The sequence below is a fragment of the Gordonia sp. 'Campus' genome (genome assembly GCF_022206305.1).
In the GTDB taxonomy this organism is placed as follows: domain Bacteria; phylum Actinomycetota; class Actinomycetes; order Mycobacteriales; family Mycobacteriaceae; genus Gordonia.
In genome coordinates, this window is sequence record NZ_JAKOIW010000001.1 from 48,358 (window position 1) to 71,545 (window position 23,188).

The window sequence follows — 23,188 nt, forward strand, 5'->3', positions numbered from 1 at the left end:
GCTTGGCCGGGACCGTCGGTGGACGATCCCGGCCAAGACGACCGATCTTAGGCGCCGAGGCGCTTGCGCACCTTCTTCATCGCGCGGTTGTTGAAGAACTTCCACAGCTTCAGCTGGTTGTTGGTCAGCTTGGTGTCCTTGGGCAGGAACGGCGGCGACATCATCTCGGCGACACTCACGGGCAGCGTCGAGAAGGCGACGGCGCGGGCGTGGCTGAACGTCTCGAAGCCGGTCCGGCCGTGGTAGCCGCCCATGCCGCTGTTACCGACACCTGCGAAGGGCAGCTCACCGCTGAACAGGTGGATGGCGAAGTCGTTGCCGTTGATCGAGCCGCTTCGGGTGTTGTCGGCGAGCTTCTGGAACCGCTCGTTCTGATCGCCGCACCAGTACATCGTCAGCGGATGGGGGTGCGAGCTGATCTGGCTGATGACCTCGGACAGGTCGCGGTACGGGTACACGGTGAGCACCGGACCGAAGACCTCGTCCTCCTCGATCTTCATGCCGGCCTTGACGCCGGTCAGCAGCGTCGGCGGGATCTTGCGGCGCTCGGGGTCCGGCAGCGGCTCGCCGCCGGGGATCACCTGGCGCTTGGTGGCACCGAGCTGCTCGGCGTCGTCGATGAGACCGAGGATGCGTTCGTAGTTCTTCTGGTTGATCGTCGAGGTGAACTGGTCGTTGTCGAGGATCGTCGGGAAGTTCTTGGTCCACCGTGCGACGACCTTGTCGGTGAACTCGCCGAGCTTGGCCTCGGGGACGAAGACGTAGTCCGGGCAGAGGCACACCTGGCCGCCGTTGACCATGCGAGCATCGGCGAGCATCGTCGCGGCCTTGTCGATGTCGGCATCGATGTCGACGACGGCCGGGTTCTTGCCACCGAGTTCGAGTGTGACCGGGATGAGGTTCTTCGCGGCTTCCTGAGCCACCGAGGCACCCACCCCGGGCGACCCGGTGAAGAACATGTGATCGACCTTCAGCTTGGCGAAGTCCGACCCCGAACCATGCTTGGAGGTGGCGACCGCCAGCTCTTCGATCGAGAAGTAGCTCGGTGCGTGCTTGGCGATCACGTCGGTGGTTCGCGAGGTCACCGACGAGGGGCGCAGGATGACCCGGTTACCGGCCGCGAAGGCCGAGCCCGCGGGCACGATCGTCAGCTGCAGCGGGAAGTTCCACGGGCCCATGATGCCGACGACACCCAGCGGGTCGTGGCGGATGCTCTGCTTGTAGCCGAGCATGCCCTGGATCTTGGCGACCTTGGACTCGGCCATCCACTCCTTGACGCCGCGGCGCTGGTGGGCGAGGTCGATCATGCAGCCGGCGACGTCGGCGGCGAGCGACAGCTCACGCGGCCGCGAGCCGAAGTCCTCGGCGAGTGCGGCGGCGATCTCGTCCGCGTGGTCGAGCAGCAGGGCAGCCAGCCGGGTGATGCGGTCGATGCGGGTGTCGGCGTCCGGGATGCCGTCACGCAGGAACGCGGCGCGCTGGATCTCGACCAGCTCGGTCAACGTGTGCGCTTCGGACGAGACGCCGCGCGCCGCGCTCGTCGCCCCGGCGCTGGTGTGCTCAGCAGGCTTGGTCATCGAGATCCCCTCAAATAGTTCGTGCTGCAGCTAGGGTGCGGACTTTGGAACGAAAGCGTCCGCCTGTCCCACACCATAGTATGCGCCAGGTCACACCCGTATGTGGGCACACCTGTTGTCAGAAGGGTACGGCCGATTCGGCCGGACGTCGAGGGGGGTCGGACCGCCGCGCCTCAGCCGAGCCGCTCGATGATGGTGACGTTGGCGGTCCCGCCGCCTTCGCACCCGCGGCGGACCGCCGCGCCTCAGCCGAGCCGCTCGATGATGGTGACGTTGGCGGTCCCGCCGCCTTCGCACATCGTCTGCAGGCCATAGCGGCCGCCGGTGCGCTCGAGTTCGTTGAGGAGGGTGGCGAACAGCTTGGCGCCGGTGGCGCCGAGCGGGTGGCCGAGGGCGATGGCGCCGCCGTTGGGGTTGACCTTGGCCGGGTCGGCGCCGGTCTCCTTCAGCCAGGCGAGCACGACGGGCGCGAAGGCCTCGTTGATCTCGACGACGTCGATGTCGTCCATCGTCAGTCCGGTCTTGTCGAGCGCGTATTTGGTGGCGGGGATGGGCGCGGACAGCATCATCACGGGGTCGTCGCCGCGCACCGACATGTGGTGGATGCGGGCGCGGGGGGTGAGGTTGTGTTCTTTCAGCGCACGCTCGGAGACGACGAGGGTCGCCGAGGAACCGTCGGCGATCTGGGAGGCCACGGCGGCGGTGAGGCGTGAGCCCTCGGCGAGCACCTGGAGGCCGGCCATCTTCTCCATCGAGGTCTCGCGCGGGCATTCGTCGACGACGCAGTCGCCGAGCGCGATGTTCTCGTTGTCGAACTTCCCGTCGGCGATCGCCGCCTGGGCCCGCTGGTGGGACTGGAGCGCCCAGCGTTCCATGTCCTCGCGGCTGATGTCCCACTTCTTGGCCATCATGTCCGCGCCGAGGAACTGCGAGATCTGCGAGTCGCCGAAGCGTTCCCGCCATCCGGCGGATTCTGCTGTGGGTGTGGTGAATCCGAAGTCCTTGCCCGCGATCATGGCCTGGGAGATGGGGATCGCGCTCATGTTCTGCAGGCCGCCGGCGACCACGATGTCCTGGGTGCCGCTCATGACTCCCTGCGCGGCGAAGTGGATCGCCTGCTGGCTGGAGCCGCACTGCCGGTCGACGGTGGTTCCGGGGACTTCGAGCGGAAGACCCGCGGCGAGCCAGGCGGTGCGTGCGACGTTGCCGGCCTGCCCGCCGATGGTGTCGAGGCAGCCGAAGACCACGTCGTCGACCGCGGCCGGGTCGATGCCGGTGCGTTCGACGAGGGCGGAGATGATGTGGGCGCCGAGGTCGGCGGGGTGGGTCTTGGCCAGTGAGCCGTTGCGCTTGCCGACCGGGGTCCGGACGGCGTCGACGATGTAGGCCTGCGGTATGGACATGATCGGTACTCCTCGTTCAGGTGTCGAGCTGTTCGGGGCTGAAGTGGTTGCGCGTCAGGCGCGTTGGCTGGAGATGGAGACGACCTCGCCGGTGAGGTAGGTGGTGTAGTCGCTGGCGAGCATGGCGACGGTGGCGGCGACCTCCCAGACCTCGGCGGCCCGGCCATAGGCCTCGCGGGATGCCAGTTCGTCGAGGAGGTCGTCGCTGGTGACCTTCGCGAGGAACGGGTGCTTGGCGATCGACGGCGCGATGGCGTTGATGCGAACACCCACGTCGGCGGCCTCGAGTGCCGAGCACCGGGTCAGCGCCATCACCCCGGCCTTCGCCGCCGCGTAGTGCGCCTGGCCGCGCTGCGCCCGCCACCCGAGCACCGAGGCGTTGTTGACGATGACGCCGTTGTGCTCGACCGATCCGAAGTACCGGAGCGCGGCACGCGTCGCCCGGAACGTGCCGGTGAGCGTGATGTCGAGGACGCGGTCCCACTCCTCGTCGGTCATCTCGGCGACGGGTGTCTCACCGCCGAGCCCGGCATTGTTGACCAGGACGTCGATGCGGCCGAGTTGGGTTGCGGCGTCGTCGATCAGTGCGTCGACCTCAGCGGTGACCTGCACGTTGCAGGTGCGCTGGGAGACCGTACGGTCCGGGAACTCCGTCGACAGCTTCTCCGCCGCCTCGCCGAGGCGTCGTTCGTGCCAGTCGCTGATGAGCACGTCCGCGCCCTCGAGCAGTGCGCGCCGGGCCGAGGCGAACCCGATTCCCGTTCCGGCGGCGGCGGTCACCACGACCTTCTTGCCGAGAAGCAGTCCATGGCCGGGGATCTCGGCAGGCGGGGTCGCCAGCGGGGAGATCACTCGGTCCGTCACATCGGCTCCGGTCATGTCAGCGTGCCTCTCGGGGTAGGCCGAGCACCCGCTCGGCGATGATGTTGCGCTGCACCTCGTTCGATCCGCCATAGATGGTGTCGGCGCGGGTGAACAGGTAGAGCCGTTGCCATTCGTCGAGTTCGACGTTCTCGGGATCGGTGATGTTGTTGGCCTTGCCCTCGGCCGTCGCCGCCGGACCGATCAACGACGGTGCGCCGACGACATCCATGGCGAGCTCGCCGAGATCGCGATGCCAGTTCGCCCACAACAACTTCGAGACCGAGGCAGCGCCGGCCTGCGACGTCACATCCCCGTCCAGCGTCCGATGTGCATGCGCCCGCATCACCGTCAGTCCGATGTCGGCGCGCGCCAATCTGCTTGCCAGTTCGGGGTCGTCGACCGCACCGGTGGTCCGGGCGACCTCGGTCAGGTTGTCGAGCTCGCGGGCGAAGCCCACCTGCTGTCCGAGCGTCGAGACCCCCCGCTCGAATTGGAGCAGGCCCATCGCGACCTTCCACCCCTCGCCGGGTTCGCCGACGATCAGGTCCGCGTCGGTCTCCGCGTCGTCGAAGAACACCTCGTTGAATTCCGATGTCCCGGTGAGCTGTTGGATGGGACGCACGGTGATCCCCGGCTGGTCGAGCGGCACCAGCAGGAAGCTGAGCCCGGCATGCCGTGACGACCCCTTCTCGGTGCGCGCGATCACGAACACCCACTGCGCGACGTGCGCGAGGGACGTCCAGATCTTCTGTCCGTTGATGATCCACTTGCCGGCATCGTCGTCGAGGCGGGCAGACGTGGAGACGCCGGCGAGGTCAGAACCCGCTCCGGGTTCGGAGTAACCCTGGGACCACAGTTCGGTGACGTCGACGATGCCGGGCAGGAAGCGCTTCTTCTGTCCCTCGGTTCCGAAGGCGATGAGCGTCGGGCCCAACAGTTCCTCGCCGAGATGGTTGACACGCGCCGGAGCGTTCGCGCGCGCGTATTCGCGGTGGAAGATGATCCGCTGTTCGAGAGTCGCGCCGCGGCCACCGTATTCGGTGGGCCACCCGATGCACGTCCATCCGTGGCGAGCCAGGTGTCGGTCCCATTCGAGCCGCTCGGCGAAGAACTCGTGCTCGCTTCCCGGCCCGCCGCGACCCTTCAGGTCGGCGAAGTCACCAGCGAGGTTCTCGTCCAGCCAGGTGCGTACCGCGGTCGCGAACTCGGCGGCGGCATCCGGCGTCGACTTCGCCCATTCACCCAGGTCGACGGCACGATCGGCGAGATTGATCGAGGTCATGCGCGCTAGCATAACCTACCAAGCACTTGCTAGGTTTAGCTCTATGGCGCAGACCCCCCAGCCCGGGCCACTCCCCACGACGACCACCCCGGCCGCATTGCGGCAGGCCGCGCACGCGTGGCCCGACCGTATCGCCCTCGTCGACGGGCAGTGGCAGAGTTCGTCGCATCCGCCCGTGCAGCTGACGTGGGCCCGCTTGCACGACGCCGTCCGGGCGTTCGCCGGCGCGCTCGGGGCTTCGGGGGTCCGGCCCGGAGACCGGGTCGCGATCTGGGCACCCAACAGCCATCACTGGCCGGTCGCCGCGCTCGGCGTTCACCACGCCGGGGCGGTCCTGGTGCCGCTGAACACCCGCTACACCGCGGGCGAGGCCGTCGAGATCATCGAACGTTCGGGTGCGCGAGGAGTCGTCGTGTCCGGGGAGTTCCTCGGCGTCGACCATGCTGCCGAACTCCTGCGCGACCACCGCGACTCGATGCCGGACCTCGTCATCCGGGTGCCCCTCGCCCAGGACGGGGAGGTCCCCGACGGCGCAGTGGACTGGGACGACTTCCTGCAACGCGCGACCACCGAGTCGCTGGCCGAGGCGGATCGTCGAGCAGAGGCGGTCTCACCCGACGACCTCTCCGACATCCTGTTCACCTCGGGCACCACCGGAAAGTCGAAGGGCGTGTTGGCCACCCACCGGCAGACGCTGGCCGGTTCGCACGGCTGGGGAGCCAACGCAGGCCTGAATCCTGACGACCGCTACCTGATGGCCAATCCCTACTTCCACACCTTCGGATACAAGGCGGGCATCCTGCCCTGCGTCCTGTTCGGGGTGACCATGCTCCCCCTCGCGGTCTACTCACCGCAGCAGGCCATGAAGGTGGTGTCCGACCAGAAGGCGACCGTGTTCCCCGGCGCACCGACCATTTTCCAGACCATCCTGGACGATCCCCAACGGGCCGACCACGACCTGTCGAGTCTGCGCATCGTCGTGACCGGCGCCGCGATCGTGCCCGTCGTGCTGGTCGAACGGTTGCAGCACGAACTCGGCGTCGACACCGTCATCACCGCCTACGGGCTGACCGAGGCCAGTGGTTTCGTCTCCACCTGCACCCCCGAGGACGACGACGAGACCGTCGCCAACACATGTGGTCGCGCGTTCCCCGGAATGGAGATCAAGCTTTCCGACGAGGGCGAGGTGCTGGCCCGCGGCGACATGGTGATGGTCGGCTACCTCGACGACCCGGAGGCCACCGCCGCCACCATCGACGCCGACGGTTGGTTGCACACCGGCGACATCGGCACTCTCGACGACCGCGGCAACCTCAAGATCACCGACCGACTCAAGGACATGTACATCTGCGGCGGGTTCAACGTCTATCCCGCCGAGATCGAACAGACCCTCGCCCGACTCGACGGCGTCACCGAATCGGCGGTCATCGGAGTCCCCGACGACCGCCTCGGCGAGGTCGGCCGCGCCTACCTGACCGTCCGCAACGACGCCGACCTCGACGAGGACCGCGTCATCGCGTACGCCAAGCAGCACCTCGCGAACTTCAAGGTCCCCCGCTCGGTGGTGTTCGTCGACGAGTTCCCGCGCAACCCGTCGGGGAAGATCCTCAAGCGCAACCTCACCTAGCCCCGTTTTATAGCTTCAAGCCGCGCTCAGCGCGGTCTGGAGCTATGAAATTCGAAGGGGGAACCGGCCTCCCGGCTACGACGTCGAAGATGCGTGGCCGACTACGTCAAGTTTCGCTCCCTCCTCGCCGCACAGGACGGTGTCTTCACCACTACCGACGCGCTCGAATGTGGGATCAGTACCGACACCGGCTATCGCCGGGTGAAGACGGGTGAATGGGTTCGGATCTCCAGAGGCGTCTTCCACCTCGCCGATCGTCAGGTCGACGACCGCATGCGGGCGCGGATCGCCGTGGCGGCCACCTCGCCGACGCGGCGTTGTGCTCCGACTCCGCATTTTGGTGGCACGGATTCGACACCGAGGTCCCGACGGAGATCGGCGTCGTCACACCCCAGGGCCGCCATGGTCGCGCGGTGGACGGCGTCCGGATCTGGCATCGCACCGTGTCACCGCTCGACCTCACCGTCGTCGACGGCCTCCGGGTGACCGCTCCGGCTCTCACGATCCTCGATGCGGCGGTCGATTCGGGCTCACGACTGCTGGACTCCGCGCTCCTGCGGAAGTTGACCTCAGTCGACGATGTGGTCGCAGCCCAGACCCGGAACAGCGGCCGTCGCGGTTCGACACGATCTCGCGAGATGGTCGCGGCGATATCGGACGGTTCCCGCTCCGAGGCGGAACGCAAGGCGTTGGGCGTGCTGCGGGCGTCCGATCTGGGTGGATGGACCGCGAACGCCGAGGTGTGCGGCTACGTCGTCGACGTCGCGTTCACGGAGTGCAAGGTCGCCGTGGAGATCGACGGCTTCGCGTTCCACAGCGACGCCAAGTCGTTCCAGCACGACCGGACCCGTCAGAACGTCCTGATCGCGAACGGGTGGACGGTACTACGCTTTACCTGGCAGGACATCACTTGCCGACCTGCCTCCATGCTCGCCCAGATCCGGCGTTCTATAGCTCGAAGCCGCGCTGAGCGCGGTTCCGAGCTATAAAGCGGCTAGGAGCGCGGCTTCACCAGCGGGAACAGGATCGTCTCGCGGATGCCGAGGCCCGTGAGGGCCATGAGGAGACGGTCGATGCCCATGCCGGTACCGGTGGTCGGCGGCATGCCGTACTCCATCGCCGCGAGGAAGTCCTCGTCGAGGACCATCGCCTCGTCGTCGCCGGCCGCGGCCAGGCGGGCCTGGTCGACGAAACGCTCACGCTGGATGACCGGGTCGACGAGCTCCGAGTAACCGGTGGCCAGCTCGAAGCCGCGGACGTAGAGGTCCCACTTCTCCACGACGCCGGTCACCGACCGATGTGCGCGGACCAGTGGGGAGGTCTCGACCGGGAAGTCGCGGACGAAGACCGGCCGGTCCAGCTTCTCCCCGACCATGTGCTCCCACAGTTCTTCGACGAGCTTGCCGTGGCCGTACCCCTTGTCTTTCGGGATCTCCAGGCCGACGCGCGCCGCGATGGCGAGCAGCTCGTCGACGCCGGTCTCGCCGTCGGCTCCGGCCGGCACGATCTCCTCGCCGAGGGCCTCCGACAACGACGGGTACATCTCGAGGGCCGTCCACTCGCCCGAGAGATCGTAGGTCGACCCGTCGGGCATCGTCGGGGTCTGGGTGCCCAGCGCGGCCTGCGCGACCTCTTGGACCAGCTCCCGGGTCATCACCGCGGAGTCGTCGTAGGTGCCGTAGGCCTGGTAGGTCTCGAGCATCGCGAACTCGGGTGAGTGCGTGGAGTCGGCGCCCTCGTTACGGAAGTTGCGGTTGATCTCGAAGACGCGCTCGATGCCGCCGACGACGCATCGCTTGAGGAAGAGTTCGGGAGCGATCCGGAGGAACAGATCCATGTCGAAGGCATTGGAGTGCGTCACGAACGGACGTGCCGCCGCCCCGCCGTGCAAGGTCTGCAGCATCGGGGTCTCGACCTCGAGGAAGCCCCGACGACCCAGTGCCGCACGGAGTTCGGCCATCACCGAGATCCGGGTGCGGGCGATGCTGCGCGCCTCGGGACGCATGATGAGGTCGACGTAGCGCTGCCGGACCCGCGTCTCCTCGCTCAAGTCCTTGTGCGCAACCGGCAAGGGACGCAACGACTTCGACGCCATCTGCCAACCGTCGGCCATGACCGACAGTTCACCGGTGCGGGAGCTGATGACCTCGCCCGAGATGAAGACGATGTCGCCGAGGTCGACCTCGGCCTTCCAGCGGCCCAGCGCCTCTTCCCCGACGCCGTTGAAACTGACCATCGCCTGCAGCTGGGTCCCGTCGCCCTCCTGGAGGGTCGCGAAGCACAGTTTGCCCTTGTTGCGCAGGAAGATCACGCGCCCGCTGACGCCGACGTGCTGCCCGGTCTCGGTGCCTGCCTCAAGGTCGGGATAGGCGGCACGGATCTCACCGAGACTGTGGGTGCGGGGAATCGAGACCGGATACGCCTCACGCCCCTCCGCCAGGATGCGCTCGCGCTTCTCGCGGCGGATGCGCAGCTGCTCGGGAGTCTGCTCGTCGACGACGTCGGTGTTGCTGCCGGAGGCGTCGATGCTGCTGCCGGGAACGTCGGCCGGGGCGGTGCTGGTCGGGCTGTCACTCACCCCACGCACCCTATCGGGGCCGGTCACCGACTCCCAACTCACCGCGTCGGCTGTCCCCGCGCGGGCACCGGGAGCCGCTGCGTCGGATCAGTTCTCGTGCGCGGCGATGACGGCGAGGTCGTCCGGACTGATCCGACCGTTCACGCGCGCCGAGCGCATCCGGCGATGACCGCCGACGACGAAGACCGCGCCGTGGACGCCCCGGGCCTGCAGGTGCCAGGCGAGCCATTCGGCTTCGTGCCCGTCCTCGCTCACCAGAATCCATCGGGAGTCCGGTCGCGCGGAACGCAGTGACTCCGGGGTGTCCGGGGTGAGGCGATCGAGGACCTCGACGGCGTCGATGGCCAGTGCGCCGAAGAGGGCGCCGTCGATCTGACGCCGTCGATGCGAACGCACGTCGACGGGGACGGCTCCTGCGGCCACCGCCGCAGAATAGTCGGTGACCTGCAACGACAGCGGCGACGACGGGGCCGGGGCGACGATCGGAGACGCCGCGGCGAACACCGAGCGGGGAGCGTTACGTGAGGTGGGAACAGCAGAAGGGGCAACCGAAGCGGTCATGAGAGGGAGTCCTCAAGGGGTGATCGAGACGAGCGGGGAGCGCGAAGAGGGCAGCCGCAGATGCGGTACTAGCCCCGACAACACTCCTGACAGCTCTGGATCACGGCGACGAGTATGCCACAGCCGGGCGGGCCCGACCAGGGTTCGATACAGGTGGCCCCGCTCACGCTCGGGGCGGCTGCCAGTCCTGCAGGCGACGCATCCGTGCGTCGAGTACGGCGTCGGGCGTCATTCGCAGCACGAGGTCGCGAGCCCGGACAGCGGGTCCGCCGCGCATCTGTCCGACCCGGCCGACCATCGACGCCTGTCGCGCGATCCGCTGGGTGCGCGGTCGTCGCAGCCGGTCATAGGTCACCAGCGCATCGTCAACCCCGTCGCGGCCGGCGCGGCTCATGAGGGCGCTCAACGTCACCGCGTCCTCCATCGCCAGATTCGCTCCCTGTCCGAGGTTGGGCGTCATCGCATGCGCGGCATCCCCGACGAGAACACCTCGAGCCCTCACGAACGTCGGCAACCCTCGCGCGAGCTCCTCGATCGGCAGGTGCCCGACATCGGCCGGTTCGGTGGCGTCGAGCAGCTCGACGATCGGTCGATGCCACCCCGAGAAGCGTTGCCGCACTTCGTCGAGACCACCTTCGGCCCGGGTTCCGTCGTCCGAGATCGAGGCGAACCAGTACACATGCCCGTCGGGCAGGGGCGCGATCCCGAACCGTTGTCCCCGGCCCATCGTCTCGCCCGCCGCATCGAGAGCGACCGGCCTCGACGTGATGGCCCGCCACGCGGAGTAGCCACACCGGATGACGCCGGGATCGTCGACGACCGCCGCCCGCACGCGGCTCCGGAGGCCGTCGGCGCCGACGATCAGGTCGCAGTCCGCGATCTCGGCGCCATCGGACAGCCGCACCCAGCCGTCCACGACGTCGAGGTCGGCGACACCGGCCCCCGTTCGGATGTCGGCGCTGCCCGACACGGCGTCCAGCAGCGCTGCGTGCAGCTCGGTGCGGCGCACCACCCGCATGTCCACGAGAGACTCGGGATCGAACCTGCTGAGCCACCGACCGTCCGGCCGCCGCGTTCCGCTGACCGGTGGTCCCATCGAGTCGGGGCCTGTCGAGTCCGGCCCGATCGAGTCCGGGTCCGTCGAGTCCAGATCTGTCGAGTCCAGGTCTGTCGAGTCCAGGTCTGTCGAGTCCAGGCCTGCGGGGATCACCGCGGACAGCCCGAGCGCCCCGAGGGCCCGGCGACCGTTGCCGAAAATGCTCAACCCCGCGCCGCCCCCGCGCACCTCCGGTGCACGCTCGACGAGTGTCACGTCCGCACCCGTCGCGGCCATCCCGGCGGCGGTACACAGTCCCGCGATCCCGGCTCCGACGATCACGACCTTCATCGGGTTCTTCTCCACATGGAGAAGAATCTAGCAGATATTCTTCTCCGTGTGGAGAAATCGCCGAGCACCTCGACGCGGAACGTCCTGCTCGACACCGGTGTCGCCCTCATCGGGACAGTCGGCAGCCGTCGGGCCTCCGCCCGGGCCGTCGAAGACACGGCGGGTGTGCCGCACGGGAGCGTCCGACATCATTTCGGCGGGCAGAGCGGGTTCCTCGCCGCCCTGGTCGAGCACGTCTTCGACGGCGACCGGGCCACCGACGGCGAGTCGGCACGGGAGGTGATCGCCCGCTGGCTGGGCGCCGACCGTGTCCGGACGAAGGCGCGGTACGAACTCATGCTGCTCGCGACCCGCGACGACGCGCTCCGGCGTGCGATGGTCGGGCATCGGGACCGGTACGTCACGGGACTCGTCGACGGGGGCATGTCGCGCGCGGATGCCCGGCAACTGGTCGCCGCCCTCGACGGCCTTGTCCTCGACGCACTGCTGCGCGATGCCGACGGCAGCGATGCCGATCACGATCCTGGCCGTCTGCTGCGCGCGTTCCGTTGACCTCGGCCGTTCGTCACGGCGACTCGACCAGATCCGCCGCCAGTGCACGCAGACGGTCGGCCAGCTCGTCGACGCCGGGCTGTTCGACCGGGAAGTGACCGCACCCGCTCAACAGTCGGATCTCGGTGGGTGCGACGATACGCCGGGCGAAACGCACGCTGACCTCCGGCGGCGTCCAGGTGTCGGACGCGGGGTGGACGAGCAGCACCCGCGGGCCCCGGTAGCGCTCCGGACGAGGCGGATGATGGGTCATCAGGTCCGCCAGGAAGCCCAGCGACACAGACGATCCCCCGCCGAGTGGATCGTCGGCGCAGACCTTCGACAGCGCCGGGTCGAGGCTCATCGCGGACATCGGGGCGACCCAGCGGATCGGGAACCGCACCCGGGCGAGGGCGCCGACCCGGGACGCGGCGGACATCAGCGGGATGAGTCGCGCCAGCGCCGGCGTGCGCGCGACTGCTCGCCGCGCATCGGGATCGCCGGCAAGATCGAGCAGACAGGTGGCGACGACCGCCGCCACGCGTCCCGTCCGGTCCGCGACCTCGTAGGCGAGCATCCCACCCAGGCTCGCGCCCAGCACCACGAGCGGACGGGGATCACCCTCGGTCTCGGTGATCACGAGATCGCTCACCAGATCGACCCAGTCCTCGTAATGGACGCGCCCGGGATCGGGCACCCGCGTGAGGCCGTACTGGGGCAGGTCGGGGGCGAGCACCTCGTATCCCTCCTTCGCGAGAATGGCCCCCAGCGGCCAGACCAGCCCGCTGTGTCCGCCGCCGCCGTGCAGCACCAACACCCGCAGCGGTGCCGCATCGCGACGCGCGCGCCGGACGTGCACATCCACCTGTCCACAGGGGCGGCCGGCACTCGACGGCCAAACCCACCAGGTGGATTCGGCTGCGATCCCCGCTGCGTCGGATCGCCACGGCTCGGGCAGGAAGCGGTAGTAGGATTCGATGCTCACCCCTCCATCGTCGATCCGACGGAGTGGCCGGACAACTCGCGTTCTCGCAGGATCGAGCCGATGCGCAAAACCCCACGGCAACAACGTTCGTCGTTCACCGTCGAGATGATCCTCGAAGCGGCGACTCAGCTTCTCGACGCCGAGGGCGCCGGGTTGACCACCAACGGCATCGCCGAGCGGGCCGGGGTGTCGGTGGGTTCGATCTATCAGTACTTCGGCGACAAACAGGCGGTCTTCGACGAGCTCGCGCGACGGCACCTCGAGTCCGCCGGCGCGCGGCTGACCACGATCCTCGACGACAACCCCGTCGGTTCCCGACCGTGGCCGGAGATCCTACGGCTGGTGATCGGCGCTGCGGTGCAGGAGAACTCCACCCACGGACGCGCACACGGACGCCTGCGCGAGCTGACCGACCCGGTGCGGCTGGCCACCGGCTACACCGCTCTCGTCGACACGCTGATCGGTCGGCTGCTCCCCTACCTCGTCGCCGACGGGTGGACGCCGGAGTCCGGCCGACGCCGACCTGCGTCTCGCGTTCGCCGCCGTCGACGCGCAGGTCCATCAGCTGGCGGGGTCGGGGTTCACCGAGGTCGAACTGGCCGATCGCATCGCGACCTACACGCTGAACGGGCTGCGCAGCAGCTGAGGCCGGACGCGAGCCGTGAGTTCACTTGCCGCGACGGGGATTCGCCTTCGTGCGTTCGTGGACCAGCCGAAGGCCGTCCAGGGTCAGGTGCGGGTGATGGTCGGTGAGCGACCGGCATTCGTCGAACATGAGCGGAGCGAGGTAGCCGGTGGCGACGACGGTCACGTCGTCGCCGTCGAAACCGGGGACGGTGTCGCAGACCCGATCGACCAGGCCGTCGACCTGTCCGGCGAAGCCGTACAGGATGCCGGACTGCAACGCCTCGACCGTGTTCTTGCCGAGCACGCTGCGCGGCGGCATCAGCTCGACCTTCCGCACGGTGACGGTGTGTTCGGAGAGGGCCTCGACGGCCAGGTTGACCCCGGGCGCGATGGCGCCGCCGAGGAACTCGCCCTTCGCCGACACCGCGTCCACGACCGTCGCGGTACCGAATGCCACGACGATGCAGGGTCCGCCGAACTCGTGGTGCGCGGCAAGACAATTCGACACCCGGTCGGTGCCGACCTCTTTCGGGTTGTCGACCAGCAGCGGAACCCCGGTGCGCACGCCGGGTTCGAGCAGCACGTGGGGACCGTTCCCGAAATAGCGCGGGACCATGACGCGCAGTTCGCGGAGGAGTGACGGCACGGTCGACAGCGCGCTGACGCCGGTCACCTGCTCGATGTCGTCGCCGAGCATGCCGCGGAACGCCCATGCCAGCTCGTCGGCGGTGTAGTGGGGATCGGTGTGTATCCGCCAGTCACGCACCAGGCGTGCATGATCTCCGGTCCCGGCGTACACGCCGAGGTGGATGTTGGTGTTGCCGATGTCGACGGTGAGCAGCATGGTCGAAGGGCGTGTCGTCGGACGGTCGCGTCGACGTCAGATCGACGCGTCGGCGAAGACCGGGCTGTCGAGGTGCCGGGGATCGAGGAGCCCCGATCCCGCAGGGACATCCGCCGGGTCGTCCCCGGTGGTCTCGATGCGGTTGCGGTCGTCGACGAAGACGACGTTGGGCGAGTACTCGCGCAGTTCGGCCTCGTCGAGCATGCCGTACGCGATGATGATCACCAGATCGCCGGGATGGACGAGATGCGCTGCGGCACCGTTGATCCCGATGACCCCGCTGCCACGCTCGCCGGCGATCGCGTAGGTCACCAACCGGGCGCCGTTGTTGATGTCGACGATGGTGACCTGCTCGCCTTCCAGCAGCCCGGCGGCGTCGAGCAGATCGGAGTCGATGGTCACCGAGCCGACGTAGTGCAGATCGGCCTGGGTCACGGTGGCGCGGTGGATCTTCGAGGTCATCATGGTGCGCAGCATGGTCATCGTCCCTCTGTGGTGGTTGTGGTGGCGTTGTTCCAGGCGATTTCTTCTTCGAGCGCGGCGAGTCCGCCGATGCTCACCCCGACGTTGTCGATCAGGCGGGCCGGGCCCAGTCGGGCGGCCACGAGGAGTCGTCCGGCACCCTTCTCCGGCGGGTCCTCGAGTTGCCTGCCACGCAGCTCCAGATAGTCGATCTCGATCTCGGGCACCGTGGCCAGCACCGACCGCGCGGTGTCGACGATCGCCTCCCGGCCGCCCTCGGCGGCATGGGCACCGGCGACGAGCGCCGCCGACAGGGCCGTCGCGAGCTCGCGTTGTTCCGGGGTCAGGTACCGGTTACGCGAGGACATCGCGAGCCCGTCCGACTCGCGTACGGTCGGGATCCCGACGATGTCGATGTCGAGATTCAGGTCGGTGACCATCTGCTTGATCAACACCAGTTGCTGGTAGTCCTTCTCACCGAAGAACGCGGCGTTCGGTCCGACGATGTTGAGCAGCTTGAGCACCACGGTGAGCATTCCGGCGAAATGCGTGGGCCGGGAGACGCCGTCGAGGATCCCGCCGGTCTCTCCCGGGTGAACCATGGTGCGGCGACCGTTCGGATACATCGACGCCGCGCTCGGCGCGAAGACCAGCTCGACGCCCAGCGGCTCGAGAAGCGCGAGGTCGGCATCCAGGGTGCGCGGATAGGCGTCGAGGTCCTCACCCGCCCCGAACTGCAGCGGATTGACGAAGATCGAGACCACCACGACCGTGTTGCCCTTCGCCTTCGCCGCGCGCACCAACTCGAGGTGCCCGGCGTGCAGCGCACCCATGGTCGGCACCAGCACGACCCGCTTGCCCGCCCCGCGCAGGGCACGCGTGACCCGCGACAGGGTCGCGGGCTCGCGGTGCACGGTCATCGCGCCGGCCGCGAAAGTGGGTTCGGTCTCGCCGGTGGGGGCGTTCACGGGATCTCCTTCGATCGGGGGGGGTCATCGGCCCTCCAGGACATCGAGCAAGGCTGCCGGGGCATCGGTGCGGTCGGCCGCGCGCCGCGCGAGCGTCCGGTAGGCGTCGGCGATGCCGTGTGGGCCCGGGCCACCGGGGACCGCCCGCAGTGCGGCGAGGTGACGTGCGACCGCTTCGGCGTCACCGCGCGCGACCGGTCCGGTGAGCGCCGACGGGCCGAGTTCGAGCACATTGCGCAGCGACGCGGAGACCAGCGGACCGAGAATCCGCTCGGCGAGCCGATTTCCGGAGCCGTCGACCGTCGCGGTGTCTCGGCCGGAGTGGTCGATGGCGGCGTTCAGGGCGGTGACCGCGTCGGAGATGAGCGCGATGAGGTGGTTGGCGCCGTGCGCGAGCGCGGCGTGATACAGCGTCCGGTCCTCCTCGGCGATGCGGACCGGATCGCCGCCCATCTCCAGGACCAGAGACGAGGCGATGGCCTCGCCGATCGGATCGGCCGCCGTGATGGCGAAACAGGCGTTCGTCAGGCGGGCGGTGTCCTCTTCGGTGCCGACGAAGGTCATGGCGGGATGCAACGCGATGCCGAGCGCCCCGCGGTCCGTCAGCGGTCGGAGCACACCGACTCCCTGAGCACCGGCGGTGTGCGCGACGATCGTGCCCGGTCGAAGCGCGTCGCCGGCCGCGATCTGGTCCACCACCGCGTCCAGGGACGCGTCCGGAACGCTCACCAGCAGCAGTTCGCTGCGGGCGACGACCGCGTCGAGGTGGAGGATCTCCGATTCGGGAAGGCGACGGGCCGCTCGACGTCGGGACTCGGGGGATCGGGCGACGACGGCACCGACCACGTGTCCGGCCTTTTCGAGCGCCTCACCCAGGGCCGTCCCGACGCGTCCCGCGGAGACGATGCCGACGGTGAGCCGGGCGGGAGCGGGCAGATTCGACGTACCGGGGAACGGATCGGTTGCCTCTGGATACGGGTAGGCGGGATCGCCGAAGGCGTCATCGCCACCGGGTCGCCGTGCTGACGGCATACCGGATTCACCGCTCGGTGAGGTCACCGCTGTCCTCCAGAAGTCGTTCCAGTCCCGCCTCTGCCGAAAACAGCCGGCGCGGGAGCGAACTTCCGCGAAGGCGTCGGCACGGGTACCAGACGTTGCAGAGCAAGGTTAGGTCCAGCGAGCGGGCCGGGGCCAATGTCTGTGACAGGTGTCACCCCGACGCCGGGCGCCGCCCACCCTCGCAGCCGTCGATCGCATCGCCGACACCGGCTGTGACCTGCGCCTGACCGGCGTAGTCTGAGGCGGACCAGCCCTCTCGTCACCGCAGCCCTCCTCGAAGGGAGTCCGCAGATGAGCCTGGAACCGGGTACCGAGTTCGCCGGGTACACGGTTGTGGGCAAGATCGGCGCCGGGGGCATGGGTGAGGTCTACCTGGCGCGGCACCCGCGTCTCCCCCGCCACGACGTCATCAAGGTGCTGGCCGAGCACGTCTCGAACGACCCGACCTTCCGCGCGCGGTTCACCCGAGAGGCCGATCTGGCCGCCCAGCTCGACCACCCGTGCATCGTCAGTGTCTACGACCGCGGCGAGGTGGACGGACGGCTGTGGATATCGATGCAGTACGTCGCCGGCACCGACGCGGCAGCGCTGATCGCCGCGACGCCCGGCGGCCTTCCGCTCGCCGACGTCGGCGCGGTGGGTGATGCCATCGGCTCGGCCCTGGACCATGCACATCGGCACGGGCTCCTGCACCGCGACGTCAAGCCGGCGAACATCCTCCTCAGCTCCGAGGACAGCGAACCGGGACAGCCGGACGCGCCGGAACGACGACGGATCAGACTGGCGGACTTCGGGATCGCTCGTCAGACCGACGGCGGGACGGCTCTCACCTCGGCGAACCTGGTCATCGGTTCGTTCCCGTACTCCTCTCCGGAGCAGTTGTCGGGGCAAACCCTCGACGCACGCAGCGACGTGTACTCACTCGCCTGCAGCCTCTTCGAATTCCTCACGGGGACAGTGCCCTTCACCGGTCCCACGCCGGCGATGCTGATCCACCACCATCTCGTGACACCGCCGCCGGCGGTCTCCGATCTGCGCCGGGACGTGCCCCGGGCGGTGTCCGACGCCGTGCGCCACGGGCTGGCCAAGAACCCCGCCGACCGCCCGCTCTCCGCGGGTTCGCTTGCCGCCGAACTCCGTTCGGCGATCGACACGACGGGGTTCTTCCCCATCGTCGCCCGCACCGGCCCCGCCATGAGTGCACGAACGCAGCTCGCCGCGACCCAGCATGCCCCCACCGCCGCGATTCCGACGGCGCAGGCGCCTCCGCTCCGATCCCGTTCGTCGCACTCAGCATCGCCGGCTCACGGATTCCCCACCGTGACAGCCTATTCAGAGTTACCGGACCAGACCGTCAGCGGACCGGATCCGGGCGCGTCCACCGTACGCGCGTCGCGCGACCTCCCGGTACTGGACGTTTTGCCGAACGGCCCCGCGGCCACCCGCCGCACGACCGCCTCGCTGGCGTGCGGTGTCGCCGCCCTCCCGCTGAGCGTCGTCGGCGGGCTCGGACTCCCGGTCGGCGTGGCCGGTTGGTATCTGGCGGGACGCGGAGTGCCGTCATCGGCCGGACGGCTCGCCAAGGCGCTGTGCATCGCCGGGATCGTCCTCAGCGTCGCGTTCATCGGGTTCACCGTCGGCCACGCGATGACGATCCAGTTCTGACCGCGAAACCCGTTGCACTCGCAGGTGTCTGATCAATGACTGCCCACGGGCGTGTACGGACTGGCGGACGCGCGGCCCTGTCGGGACAACACTCCGAACATCGTGTCGACCACCCACAGCGTCAGAACGCCGGCGACGATGTCGACGACGTCGTCGAACGGTGACCGGAACCTGGGCGAGAACGGATCGAGGACCTCAGACACCGGTACGTCGAGCAATTTGCCCGTCCCGTCGACGATGGCGTCCACCGGATTCGACGCCCACCCCTCGTAGGCGTTGATCGCCAGCAACGCGATGACGGGGACCGCCAGCACCCACCAGAATCCGCGCCGGCGCGCGACCGACCACGCCACGATCAGCATGAGGACGAAGGCCGGCGTGTTCTCCGAGCAGAACGTCAGCACGGGGTACTCCCCCGACCGGACGAGCACCGGAACCTGGCCTCCCCAGAAGCCGAGGGCGCCCACCGCGCCGATCACCACTGCGATCCCCGAACGGAGCGGGCTGCGCGACCAGATGCCCAGCACGATCACCATGTACAGCGGCATCAGCGCGGTCAGCGCCCAGATCAGGATCAGGCTCGTCTCCGGGCCGTTTGCCTCCATGGTCGCGTAATACTCGGGGAAGGGCGTGCCGTCATGGGTGTCGAACCCGAAGAGCCACAACACCGTCGGCCACCAGGCGATGACGGGGAGGAACAGCGCCGTACTCACCAGGGACTGACGCACCGCACCACCGCGGTCGGTGTACCGGATCGGTGGCCCGGCCGCGTCCGACCGGCCGGTCCGACCGGACTCCCCACCCGCGAGCGCGTCGCTCATGCGGGAATTCTAGGGCGATCGTCCAACTCGCACCGGCGATTCGACGGGCCCGGTCACGGATGTGAACCGAACAGATGACGAACCGGTGGCCCGCCGAGAGATCAGGGTTCAGCCGTTGCGGCGGCGGCGGCCTCCGCCGGTCGATTCCGTCTGCTGACGCAGCTGATTGAGCAGCTCGGAGACCGGGAGCCCCGCGGAGTGCGCCGACTCGGCGTCGTCCTCGGGCGCGCGGCGCCGGCGTCCGCCGCCGTAGGAGTCGACGGCGCGGCCGCCGTTGCCCTCGTGCCGACCTGCGGCGCCCAGGAACGGCGGCGGCTCCACCGCGTCGTCCGCAGCGGCGTTCTCCCCGGACGTGGTGCCGGCGTCGTGCTGGTCCGCCTCGGTGTCGTCTGCACCCGCCGGGGATCCGACCCCGCCGGAATCCTGAGCGGATCCGACTCCGTCGGAATCGTGAGCGGATCCGACTCCGCCGGGCGAACCTTCCGACGGACCGCCGGTCGACCACTCGTCGGTCGGAGTGTCATCGGTGTAGAGGGGTTGATCAGCGGGGACCGAGGCCACCTCACCCTCTGACGGGTGCGATGGCGTCGCGTTCGCGTCGTTGCCCAGGTAGAAACCCCCCGAGAAGGGCAGCGACGACGACTCCGCGGACTCCGTTCGGGTCTCGGTCGCGGGAGACGCAGAACCGGACTGCGCGGGCTCGACGACCTCCGCATCGGACACTTCCTCGCCGCCGGCGACCGTGCCCACCGAGCGGTCGTCACCGCCGAACGTCGGGAAGGTACCGCGGCTGTCCGCGGACGAGGCGGACGTCTGTTCATGCATCTCGTCGGCGGGGACCTCGGTGGCGATACGCCCCGAGATGGGGTCGTCGGTGATGACCGGGATCACCTCGGTCATCTCATTGGGGTCGGCCTGACCGGTGTGGCGGCCGTCGTCGGCCGTCGGCGCGGTGGCCGCGAAGTCGCGCGCAGCGAGGACACCGTCGTCGGCGTAGGCCGAGCCGTACGACGCGACGCCCCCGAAGTCGCCGCCGAACGACGAACCGCCGTGGCGGCGGCGCGTGCGGGAGTCGTCGTCGAGCCCGGACGCGAGTTCGCGCATCTTCTCGCTCGACAACGCCGCCCGCTGGTCGGGCAGCGGCTCGCCGAGCAGCATCTCGAGGCTCGAGCGCAGCGCGAGAACCTGCGCCTTGAGTTCGGAAAGCTCTTCGTTGGACTCCGCCGTGACCTCTTTGCGGATCGTGGTCTCGACATCGAGCTCGTACTGACGGCGCGCGGCGATCTCGCGCTCGAGCTGCAATTCGTAGACCAGACGCAGGTCGCGGCTCTTGGCTTCGGCGCTCTCGGCCTGTCGGCGGAACTTCGTGACCAGGATGGCGCCGATGACCGCCGCCCACAGCGCCGCGATGACGGCAAGGGAACCCGTGATCGACAACCGGTCGGTGAAGACCATCAGTACGCTGGCCGCCAGTGCGAGCACGATCAGCAGACCGAGCAACCACTGAGCCGGCGAGCGACTCGAGCGGCGCGAGTCGGCGGAACGGCCGTTCGAGGTCGTCATGATCGTGAATTTACCCGCTGTGAGTGCATTCAGACGTCAAGCGGGTGCGGAGTTTCTCAGATGGCAGACATGTTAAGGAACCATTCGGCCACATCGGGGGCTTCGACGCGCGTGTCACGAATCGCCCACTGCGGGCGGATCGTCGGGAGCCCGGCAGCAGTACTCGAGCCACAACGCCGCGGCCGCGAGCAGCACGCCCCCGATCAGTCCCACGATCGCACCGGGCCGGTCGTGGTCGGCGGCGGCGAGATCGTGCTGACCCAGCAGGAACGCGAGCAACCCGAGCCACACCCCCACCGCGATCGCACCGAGGATCGCAGAAGCCTTGGCCAGGGCCAGCACTCGCGCAGCGGTCAGCGGATGCAGTTGGCCGCGCGCCCTGCCCACGTCCCGGGATTCCACCCGAGACCGGACGACGAAGGCGATGACGATCTCGAGCGCGGCGAGCACATGCAGGACGAGTCCGGCGAGCAGTGGCAGCGGCGGGAAGTCGGAATAGTTGTAGCGCACCAGAATCCATGCGGCGATCGCCGTGGCCGCGGCGATGATCGCGAGATCGCGGACGCGCGTGGGACCGAGTCCGGACTCCTCGTCGTCCTGATCCGGCCGACGCGGGTCGGGCAGGCTCATCGCGTCCGGCCCGTCAACCGGTCGACAACCCGGACCGCGTCGCGTTCGGCCGCGTCGAGTTCGTCGACGAGATCGGTGACCCGACGTTCGCCGCTGGGCGTCCACAGGGTGGCGTCCGGTTCGACCTCCAGCCACGGGACGAGGACGAACGCGCGTTCGGCCGCACGGGGATGAGGCAGGGTGAGAGCCGGGTCGTCGCTGACGACGACGCCCGACGCATCGGTCACCGAGATCACGTCGACGTCGAGTGTTCGTGGGCCCCAACGGATGTCGCGTGTGCGCCGAGCAGCGTTCTCGAGTTCGAAGCCACGGTCGAGCCACTCGCGCGCATCGGCATCCCCTTCGACGATCAGAGTGATGTTGAGAAAGTCCTCCTGGTCGACGCCACCCCACGGCGGCGTCGCGTACACCGCGGACGCCGCGACCAGCTCGTCGGCGAAACCGTCGACGACAGACCGGAGGTGGGCCAGCGGATCGCCGACGTTGGATCCCGCCGACAGCACCGCGCGGGTCATCGGGTGCCCTTGCGCGAGCGGCGGGTCACCACCGCGACGTCGTCGAAGGTCAGCGGGATCGGCGCCGACGGCTTGTGCACGGTGACCTCGCACGCGCTGATCCGCTCATCGGTCATGATCGAGTCCGCCACCTCCCCGCCGACCGCCTCGATCAGGTTGCGCGGCTCGCCCCCGACGATGCCCGCGACCTGCTGTGCCAGTGCTCCGTAGTCGACGGTGTCGCGCAGATCGTCGGACTCGGCCGCGGCCTGCAGATCGAGCCAGAGCACGACGTCGATGAAGAAGTCCTGGCCGTCCGCGCGTTCATGGTCGAACACGCCGTGGTTGCCGCGGACCTTGAGGCCCCGCAGTTCTATCCGGTCAGCCATTCGTTTCTCCTACCGGTGACGAGGTACGCGAGCCCCCGGCTCGCCAGGCAGCGGCGACGGCGACGGCGTCGCGACTGCTCGAGACATCATGGACGCGCACACCCCAGGCGCCCGCGGCGGCCGTCAGCGCCGTGATCGACGCGGTTGCGACGTCACGTCCGGCAGGTGGCCGGTCGACGCCGTCGTGGTTCAGCAACGTACCGAGGAACCGCTTGCGGGACGCACCGACCAGGATCGGAAAACCCAGACCGGTGAACGTCGGCAGCGAATGCAGCAACGCCCAGTTGTGCTCGGCGGTCTTGGCGAACCCGAGCCCGGGATCGAGGATCAGCCGGTCGGGATCCACCCCGGCCGACACCGCGGCGTCGACCTGGGCCAGCAGTTCGCCGCTGACCTCGGCGACGACGTCGCGGTAGCCGCCGACGTCGCCACTGCGATGGGTGAACCGGCGATCGGTGCTGTCACCGGCCGGTCGCCAGTGCATGAGAATCCACGGCAGGCCCGCGTTCGCCACGACCCGCGCCATGTCGGCGTCCGCACGACCACCGGACACATCGTTGATGATCGCCGCGCCCGCGGCGATCGCGGCGTCGGCAACGGGTGCGCGCATCGTGTCGACGGAGACGGTGACGCCGTGGGCGGCGAGTTGGGTGATCACCGGGACGACGCGGTCCGCTTCGAGGTCCGGGTCGACCCGGATGGCGCCGGGCCGGGTCGACTCTCCGCCCACGTCGATGAGGTCGGCGCCCTGCTCGATCAACTCCAGACCGTGGGCCACCGCCGCATCGGCGTCGAGGTAGCGGCCGCCGTCGGAGAACGAGTCCGCGGTGACGTTGAGGACGCCCATCACCAGGGTCCGGTGGTCACCACC

Annotated in this window: 24 protein-coding genes and 1 pseudogene; 6 read left to right on the forward strand and 19 right to left on the reverse strand. The window is 68.9% G+C overall.

The window, feature by feature from the left end; all coding sequences use genetic code 11:
* Window positions 1–47: 47 nt before the first annotated feature.
* The 4 genes from MAY35_RS00235 to MAY35_RS00250 form a co-directional block, all read right to left on the reverse strand.
* Complete coding sequence (locus tag MAY35_RS00235) at window positions 48–1,577, reverse strand: aldehyde dehydrogenase family protein (RefSeq protein WP_238418623.1); 1,530 nt, start codon at window positions 1,575–1,577, stop codon at window positions 48–50.
* A 245-nt stretch (window positions 1,578–1,822) separates the two neighbouring features.
* The gene (locus tag MAY35_RS00240) at window positions 1,823–2,980 is read right to left on the reverse strand and encodes an acetyl-CoA C-acetyltransferase (protein WP_238418624.1); all 1,158 of its coding nucleotides are present in this window, start codon (window positions 2,978–2,980) and stop codon (window positions 1,823–1,825) included.
* 54 nt (window positions 2,981–3,034) lie between these two features.
* A complete protein-coding gene (locus MAY35_RS00245) occupies window positions 3,035–3,859 on the reverse strand; it encodes an SDR family oxidoreductase (RefSeq protein ID WP_238418625.1) in 825 nt (274 codons plus the stop codon).
* 1 nt (window position 3,860) lies between these two features.
* Window positions 3,861–5,126 (reverse strand): acyl-CoA dehydrogenase family protein, encoded by a 1,266-nt coding sequence (locus MAY35_RS00250; protein WP_238418626.1) that lies wholly within the window; start codon window positions 5,124–5,126, stop codon window positions 3,861–3,863.
* Between the two features lie 43 nt (window positions 5,127–5,169).
* On the opposite strand from MAY35_RS00250, the gene MAY35_RS00255 reads away from it, so the two are divergent.
* Both MAY35_RS00255 and MAY35_RS23305 read left to right on the forward strand, forming a co-directional pair.
* Window positions 5,170–6,753 (forward strand): FadD3 family acyl-CoA ligase, encoded by a 1,584-nt coding sequence (locus MAY35_RS00255; RefSeq protein ID WP_238418627.1) that lies wholly within the window; start codon window positions 5,170–5,172, stop codon window positions 6,751–6,753.
* Window positions 6,754–6,846: 93 nt separating this feature from the next.
* Window positions 6,847–6,939: pseudogene (locus tag MAY35_RS23305) on the forward strand (hypothetical protein); the annotation flags it as partial.
* A 71-nt stretch (window positions 6,940–7,010) separates the two neighbouring features.
* Here MAY35_RS23305 and MAY35_RS23310 read toward each other — a convergent pair.
* Window positions 7,011–7,190: a hypothetical protein gene (locus MAY35_RS23310; RefSeq protein WP_308192427.1), complete on the reverse strand. Its 180-nt coding sequence runs from the start codon at window positions 7,188–7,190 to the stop codon at window positions 7,011–7,013.
* Between the two features lie 6 nt (window positions 7,191–7,196).
* Between MAY35_RS23310 and MAY35_RS23315 the strand changes: the two genes are divergently transcribed.
* Window positions 7,197–7,742, forward strand: a complete 546-nt coding sequence (locus MAY35_RS23315; RefSeq protein ID WP_308192423.1) for a DUF559 domain-containing protein — start codon at window positions 7,197–7,199, stop codon at window positions 7,740–7,742.
* Between the two features lie 5 nt (window positions 7,743–7,747).
* Here MAY35_RS23315 and lysS read toward each other — a convergent pair whose 3' ends face one another.
* The 3 genes from lysS to MAY35_RS00275 form a co-directional block, all read right to left on the reverse strand.
* On the reverse strand, window positions 7,748–9,358 hold the full coding sequence (gene lysS, locus MAY35_RS00265) for a lysine--tRNA ligase (protein WP_238418628.1): 1,611 nt from the start codon (window positions 9,356–9,358) through the stop codon (window positions 7,748–7,750).
* Window positions 9,359–9,418: 60 nt separating this feature from the next.
* Complete coding sequence (locus MAY35_RS00270; RefSeq protein ID WP_238418629.1) at window positions 9,419–9,892, reverse strand: rhodanese-like domain-containing protein; 474 nt, start codon at window positions 9,890–9,892, stop codon at window positions 9,419–9,421.
* Between the two features lie 163 nt (window positions 9,893–10,055).
* On the reverse strand, window positions 10,056–11,279 hold the full coding sequence (locus MAY35_RS00275) for an FAD-dependent monooxygenase (protein WP_238418958.1): 1,224 nt from the start codon (window positions 11,277–11,279) through the stop codon (window positions 10,056–10,058).
* A gap of 48 nt (window positions 11,280–11,327) precedes the next feature.
* Here MAY35_RS00275 and MAY35_RS00280 point away from each other — a divergent pair, with 48 nt between their 5' ends.
* Entirely contained in the window at window positions 11,328–11,831 is a 504-nt protein-coding gene (locus tag MAY35_RS00280; RefSeq protein ID WP_238418630.1) for a TetR/AcrR family transcriptional regulator, read from the forward strand.
* A gap of 13 nt (window positions 11,832–11,844) precedes the next feature.
* On the opposite strand, the gene MAY35_RS00285 is transcribed toward MAY35_RS00280, so the two are convergent.
* Window positions 11,845–12,795, reverse strand: a complete 951-nt coding sequence (locus tag MAY35_RS00285; RefSeq protein ID WP_238418631.1) for an alpha/beta fold hydrolase — start codon at window positions 12,793–12,795, stop codon at window positions 11,845–11,847.
* A 60-nt stretch (window positions 12,796–12,855) separates the two neighbouring features.
* On the opposite strand from MAY35_RS00285, the gene MAY35_RS00290 reads away from it, so the two are divergent.
* Window positions 12,856–13,548: a TetR/AcrR family transcriptional regulator gene (locus MAY35_RS00290; protein WP_238418632.1), complete on the forward strand. Its 693-nt coding sequence runs from the start codon at window positions 12,856–12,858 to the stop codon at window positions 13,546–13,548.
* Here MAY35_RS00290 and MAY35_RS00295 read toward each other — a convergent pair.
* The 4 genes from MAY35_RS00295 to MAY35_RS00310 all read right to left on the reverse strand — a co-directional run bounded on the left by MAY35_RS00295 (window position 13,463) and on the right by MAY35_RS00310 (window position 16,755).
* Window positions 13,463–14,266 (reverse strand): type III pantothenate kinase, encoded by an 804-nt coding sequence (locus tag MAY35_RS00295; protein WP_238418633.1) that lies wholly within the window; start codon window positions 14,264–14,266, stop codon window positions 13,463–13,465. The two genes, MAY35_RS00290 and MAY35_RS00295, sit on opposite strands and share 86 nt — an antisense overlap.
* A gap of 36 nt (window positions 14,267–14,302) precedes the next feature.
* Window positions 14,303–14,743, reverse strand: coding sequence for an aspartate 1-decarboxylase (gene panD / locus MAY35_RS00300; protein WP_238418959.1), 441 nt, complete (start codon window positions 14,741–14,743; stop codon window positions 14,303–14,305).
* Between the two features lie 2 nt (window positions 14,744–14,745).
* On the reverse strand, window positions 14,746–15,648 hold the full coding sequence (panC, locus tag MAY35_RS00305) for a pantoate--beta-alanine ligase (RefSeq protein ID WP_245403471.1): 903 nt from the start codon (window positions 15,646–15,648) through the stop codon (window positions 14,746–14,748).
* A gap of 72 nt (window positions 15,649–15,720) precedes the next feature.
* Window positions 15,721–16,755 carry a Rossmann-like and DUF2520 domain-containing protein gene (locus MAY35_RS00310; RefSeq protein WP_238418635.1) on the reverse strand — a complete coding sequence of 345 codons (1,035 nt, stop codon included), beginning with the start codon at window positions 16,753–16,755 and terminating at the stop codon, window positions 15,721–15,723.
* Window positions 16,756–17,046: 291 nt separating this feature from the next.
* Here MAY35_RS00310 and MAY35_RS00315 point away from each other — a divergent pair, with 291 nt between their 5' ends.
* Window positions 17,047–18,420, forward strand: coding sequence for a serine/threonine-protein kinase (locus MAY35_RS00315; protein WP_238418636.1), 1,374 nt, complete (start codon window positions 17,047–17,049; stop codon window positions 18,418–18,420).
* A 32-nt stretch (window positions 18,421–18,452) separates the two neighbouring features.
* Here the strand turns inward: MAY35_RS00315 and MAY35_RS00320 are convergent, their stop codons facing one another.
* From MAY35_RS00320 to folP, 6 genes are all read right to left on the reverse strand, one after another.
* Complete coding sequence (locus MAY35_RS00320; RefSeq protein WP_238418637.1) at window positions 18,453–19,241, reverse strand: hypothetical protein; 789 nt, start codon at window positions 19,239–19,241, stop codon at window positions 18,453–18,455.
* 108 nt (window positions 19,242–19,349) lie between these two features.
* Window positions 19,350–20,804, reverse strand: a complete 1,455-nt coding sequence (locus tag MAY35_RS00325; RefSeq protein ID WP_238418638.1) for a DUF6779 domain-containing protein — start codon at window positions 20,802–20,804, stop codon at window positions 19,350–19,352.
* Between the two features lie 114 nt (window positions 20,805–20,918).
* The gene (locus MAY35_RS00330) at window positions 20,919–21,434 is read right to left on the reverse strand and encodes a DUF3180 domain-containing protein (RefSeq protein ID WP_238418639.1); all 516 of its coding nucleotides are present in this window, start codon (window positions 21,432–21,434) and stop codon (window positions 20,919–20,921) included.
* Window positions 21,431–21,949 (reverse strand): 2-amino-4-hydroxy-6-hydroxymethyldihydropteridine diphosphokinase, encoded by a 519-nt coding sequence (gene folK, locus MAY35_RS00335; protein ID WP_238418640.1) that lies wholly within the window; start codon window positions 21,947–21,949, stop codon window positions 21,431–21,433. Before folK ends, MAY35_RS00330 begins: the two co-directional genes overlap by 4 nt.
* Window positions 21,946–22,317: a dihydroneopterin aldolase gene (gene folB, locus MAY35_RS00340; protein ID WP_238418641.1), complete on the reverse strand. Its 372-nt coding sequence runs from the start codon at window positions 22,315–22,317 to the stop codon at window positions 21,946–21,948. Before folB ends, folK begins: the two co-directional genes overlap by 4 nt.
* The gene (folP, locus tag MAY35_RS00345) at window positions 22,310–23,164 is read right to left on the reverse strand and encodes a dihydropteroate synthase (protein ID WP_238418960.1); all 855 of its coding nucleotides are present in this window, start codon (window positions 23,162–23,164) and stop codon (window positions 22,310–22,312) included. Before folP ends, folB begins: the two co-directional genes overlap by 8 nt.
* Window positions 23,165–23,188 lie beyond the last annotated feature (24 nt).

What these genes read in the sequence shown, in the direction of transcription:
- MAY35_RS00325 (WP_238418638.1), bottom strand. Translation starts at nt 20,804, where the DNA reads ATGACGACCTCGAACGGCCGTTCCGCCGACTCGCGCCGCTCGAGTCGC.
- MAY35_RS00270 (WP_238418629.1), bottom strand. Translation starts at nt 9,892, where the DNA reads ATGACCGCTTCGGTTGCCCCTTCTGCTGTTCCCACCTCACGTAACGCT.
- MAY35_RS00315 (WP_238418636.1), top strand. Translation starts at nt 17,047, where the DNA reads ATGAGCCTGGAACCGGGTACCGAGTTCGCCGGGTACACGGTTGTGGGC.
- panD (WP_238418959.1), bottom strand. Translation starts at nt 14,743, where the DNA reads ATGCTGCGCACCATGATGACCTCGAAGATCCACCGCGCCACCGTGACC.
- MAY35_RS00330 (WP_238418639.1), bottom strand. Translation starts at nt 21,434, where the DNA reads ATGAGCCTGCCCGACCCGCGTCGGCCGGATCAGGACGACGAGGAGTCC.
- MAY35_RS00245 (WP_238418625.1), bottom strand. Translation starts at nt 3,859, where the DNA reads ATGACCGGAGCCGATGTGACGGACCGAGTGATCTCCCCGCTGGCGACC.
- MAY35_RS23310 (WP_308192427.1), bottom strand. Translation starts at nt 7,190, where the DNA reads ATGCCAGATCCGGACGCCGTCCACCGCGCGACCATGGCGGCCCTGGGG.
- MAY35_RS00295 (WP_238418633.1), bottom strand. Translation starts at nt 14,266, where the DNA reads ATGCTGCTCACCGTCGACATCGGCAACACCAACATCCACCTCGGCGTG.
- panC (WP_245403471.1), bottom strand. Translation starts at nt 15,648, where the DNA reads ATGACCGTGCACCGCGAGCCCGCGACCCTGTCGCGGGTCACGCGTGCC.
- folP (WP_238418960.1), bottom strand. Translation starts at nt 23,164, where the DNA reads ATGGGCGTCCTCAACGTCACCGCGGACTCGTTCTCCGACGGCGGCCGC.
- MAY35_RS00250 (WP_238418626.1), bottom strand. Translation starts at nt 5,126, where the DNA reads ATGACCTCGATCAATCTCGCCGATCGTGCCGTCGACCTGGGTGAATGG.
- MAY35_RS00255 (WP_238418627.1), top strand. Translation starts at nt 5,170, where the DNA reads ATGGCGCAGACCCCCCAGCCCGGGCCACTCCCCACGACGACCACCCCG.
- folB (WP_238418641.1), bottom strand. Translation starts at nt 22,317, where the DNA reads ATGGCTGACCGGATAGAACTGCGGGGCCTCAAGGTCCGCGGCAACCAC.
- MAY35_RS00235 (WP_238418623.1), bottom strand. Translation starts at nt 1,577, where the DNA reads ATGACCAAGCCTGCTGAGCACACCAGCGCCGGGGCGACGAGCGCGGCG.
- folK (WP_238418640.1), bottom strand. Translation starts at nt 21,949, where the DNA reads ATGACCCGCGCGGTGCTGTCGGCGGGATCCAACGTCGGCGATCCGCTG.
- MAY35_RS00275 (WP_238418958.1), bottom strand. Translation starts at nt 11,279, where the DNA reads ATGAAGGTCGTGATCGTCGGAGCCGGGATCGCGGGACTGTGTACCGCC.
- MAY35_RS00240 (WP_238418624.1), bottom strand. Translation starts at nt 2,980, where the DNA reads ATGTCCATACCGCAGGCCTACATCGTCGACGCCGTCCGGACCCCGGTC.
- MAY35_RS00320 (WP_238418637.1), bottom strand. Translation starts at nt 19,241, where the DNA reads ATGAGCGACGCGCTCGCGGGTGGGGAGTCCGGTCGGACCGGCCGGTCG.
- MAY35_RS00290 (WP_238418632.1), top strand. Translation starts at nt 12,856, where the DNA reads ATGCGCAAAACCCCACGGCAACAACGTTCGTCGTTCACCGTCGAGATG.